This window comes from Sporolactobacillus inulinus (assembly GCF_006539285.1).
GTDB lineage: Bacteria > Bacillota > Bacilli > Bacillales > Sporolactobacillaceae > Sporolactobacillus > Sporolactobacillus inulinus.
Genome location: NZ_BJMS01000171.1, coordinates 1 through 3,011, shown reverse-complemented (window position 1 = coordinate 3,011; position 3,011 = coordinate 1). Strand labels below are relative to the sequence as shown.

General features: G+C 30.2%; 2 protein-coding genes. Both read right to left on the bottom strand.

Annotation, left to right across the window (positions count from 1 at the left end):
• Positions 1-107 precede the first annotated feature (107 nt).
• Positions 108-1,343: a potassium channel family protein gene (locus tag SIN01_RS14380; protein ID WP_047035410.1), complete on the bottom strand. Its 1,236-nt coding sequence runs from the start codon at positions 1,341-1,343 to the stop codon at positions 108-110.
• A 51-nt stretch (positions 1,344-1,394) separates the two neighbouring features.
• Positions 1,395-3,011 (bottom strand): AAA family ATPase (locus SIN01_RS14375; protein ID WP_047035411.1); only part of this gene is annotated, 1,617 nt, incomplete at its 5' end.

Sequence of the window (3,011 nt, the reverse complement as noted above, 5' to 3'; positions counted from 1 at the left end):
TATTAGATAAAGAATTATTGAAAGAAGAAGGATCCATAAACTATTCATTTCTCACATGATTAAATAACAACATACTTGTTGCTATTTAACAGTTTTCTATATTAATTTTATTTAAAGCTACCATATCTTTTTGTTAAAGCAAATATAAATAACGACATAAAAGTTATTCCTAGAAGAGTTTGAATTCCTGCAAATAGTTTTGCCAATAGTCCAACAGGAGTAATATCTCCAAAAGCCGTAGTAGTAAAAGTAATCAATGAGAAATAAGCAGCATATCCAAGCCCTTTTAATCCTGATATAATTTCTCCATTAATAAGCCTCAATCCTCCATTTGCATAAATGGAAATTAGCCAATAAAGAATAGCAAATAGTATCCAGATTAATAATGAAGACAATACTGTTCTAAAAGGTCTATAACCATATCCACTTGTTAGCTCCATTGATATATTTAATAACTTTTGTAAATAATTTGTATTCGACTTTCTCTCCAATTTAAGATATTCAAAATTAGCAAGCGAAAAAAGTGTTGGATTATTAGCATTTTTTGCCGATTCCGCAATTAATAACCAATTATCTAAGGTCTTATTTTTAAATGTTTTTTCATCAGCATTGTGGATATTTTCTATAATGGCAGATTCAATATCAATATCCTCAACTTGAGCGTTTTTAGTAAACAACATCTTCCTCAAATTTGAGTTCTTTATTTGTATTTTTTTGAAGTCACCTATAAAAGTAAGCATATCTATGGTTGTATTTTCCCAAATATGAAGATCTTCAACAATTCTTACAGGACTCTCAAAAACCAACTTTTCACATGAAGAATTTTGTATATTAACCCTTGCCTGGGGGACAAATAAACGTATTCTATTTAGCTTACTTTCTCTTATATCAGTATTAATAGGATTTGGTGACTTATTAGAGGAATCACCTATTAGGTCATAATTAGTGGCAATACCAATATTTAATTCTTGGATATTACAATTTGCAATTAGATTATTAGAACGTTCAACATCAAAACGTTCAACACTAAGACCGTTTATGCGAAAAAAATCACTTATATCAAAAACCTTTAATAAGGCTACATTGCCACTTGATAAACCAAATTTTTGTAAAGTGAAATAAGTAAACTCTTTTATAACCAAGAATAATTTATCACAGTCTATATGTGCATTAAACCCAACAACTTTTTCTTTATCTTTTAGGTTAGGAAAGTATTGATATAAAAATTCAGGTGTAATTGTTAAAGAGTTTTCTTTAGTTTGTAATTGGTACTTTTCTTTAATTGGTGCGAGTTTCTTACCCTTTTTTTCAAATAAGAATTCAAATTGAATTGTTGCTGGCATATTAATCAACTCTATTTCTATTTTGTTTATTATTAATGATAGCACACTTACTCAAACAGACGTTTCCTGACCAGCTGCAGCTTGGTTCATAGCTAATTGAATTTCCATTGTAGCTCCATCGACTTCAGAATGCCCATCATTCTCACTAATGGAACCACCCATCATCATATTAAAATGAGATTCATGTTTAGAATTCTTAAAAATCCTCCTAAATACATCTAAGTAAGTCTCATTTAACTCTTGATTGCTATCCACATACAAATCATCATTTACATGATGTGACCCATCGTTAGCCCAAGAAAGTAAAGTTTTGCAAGCTACCCTATCTTCATCCGGGAACCCTTCAATAATCTCATCAACATCAACGTTACCGAAAAATTTAAAATAATTCTCCAATATTCTTCTCATAATATTTGGTGTTGTTATTGAATTTGGATTTTCCTTTAGTTCTTTCCAAAGTAACTCATATGAATTTTTAATAGGATTCTCATCATACTCACAAATTTGTGATATATTATTCACCTTCCTTATAATCCAAAAGGTTTCGTCATTTAACTTTTTACTACCATGACCTTTATTAAATGAAATTTCCTTATGAAAATAAACGTTATGAGTCAAAATAATCAATTGTTTGAAGTTAGAATCATTACTCCTTATCTTTTTCTTTAAATTATTTATGAGGTTGCTCACCATAAATAGTATATTGTTGTCCAAGCTAGAAATGGGGTCATCAACTACAACTACTCTTGCTGTATTTACTTTGTCCTGATCATTACTTCCATTAATAAGCTGATAGAAATAAAGGAAGGTAATAAAGGTCTTCTCTCCTTCACTTAACGTTTCATTTGCATCTTCACCGTATTCCCTTACAATCTTGTAATTACCCTGTTCATCAGATTCTGCTAACTGGAAATTTGTGAACCCAAATGATTTAAGAAGCGTATTAATTTCGTGAATAGAAGGTAAAACACTTGTTAATTGATTTTGAAGCTCAATGGCCTCTTCTTCCAGTATCTTTTTGAAACCTACTTGTTGGGCCTTTCCCTTCTCCATTCCAACTAAAGCTCTATTCTCTCTTCCAAAATTACTCATGTAATTGTCATAATTACTCTTATTCTCTTCGGCGATAAATCGCCATATCTCTTTTATTAACCTTTCCTTTTCTTCTTTAATATTGTCAATTACCCTATTTAACTCTGAAATTTCTACATTCGCCTTTTCAACCTCTGATTTTATCTGCTCAAGGTAGCTTGTAATTGAATTTAACTCAATACTTCTACTTGGTTCATTGCTCTTCCTTTCGAGCAACTGAATATTTTCCTTATATGTTAAATTCATTATTTCAAATAGGGATGTTATTTTCTCTTTATTAATAAAAGGTATGTCCTCAATTATAAGAAAATTGTACTGTTCAAAAAAGCCAATTGTATCTCTTTCGTATTTTTCTATGGATAAATTAAGGTTTTGTATTTGTTCAGTGTATGTTTCATCAAAATACTCATCCAACTTTTCCTTAAAACTCCCCGGTAACTCCTGTTGGCAAAATGGACAAATACCATCTGTACCCTCCATATGTCTATGCCCTTGTTGCACCCAGTCACTTAAATTTAATTCAGATATTAATCTAGCAATATCAATATCCTTTTTACCTATTATTTTTGTTTTAAA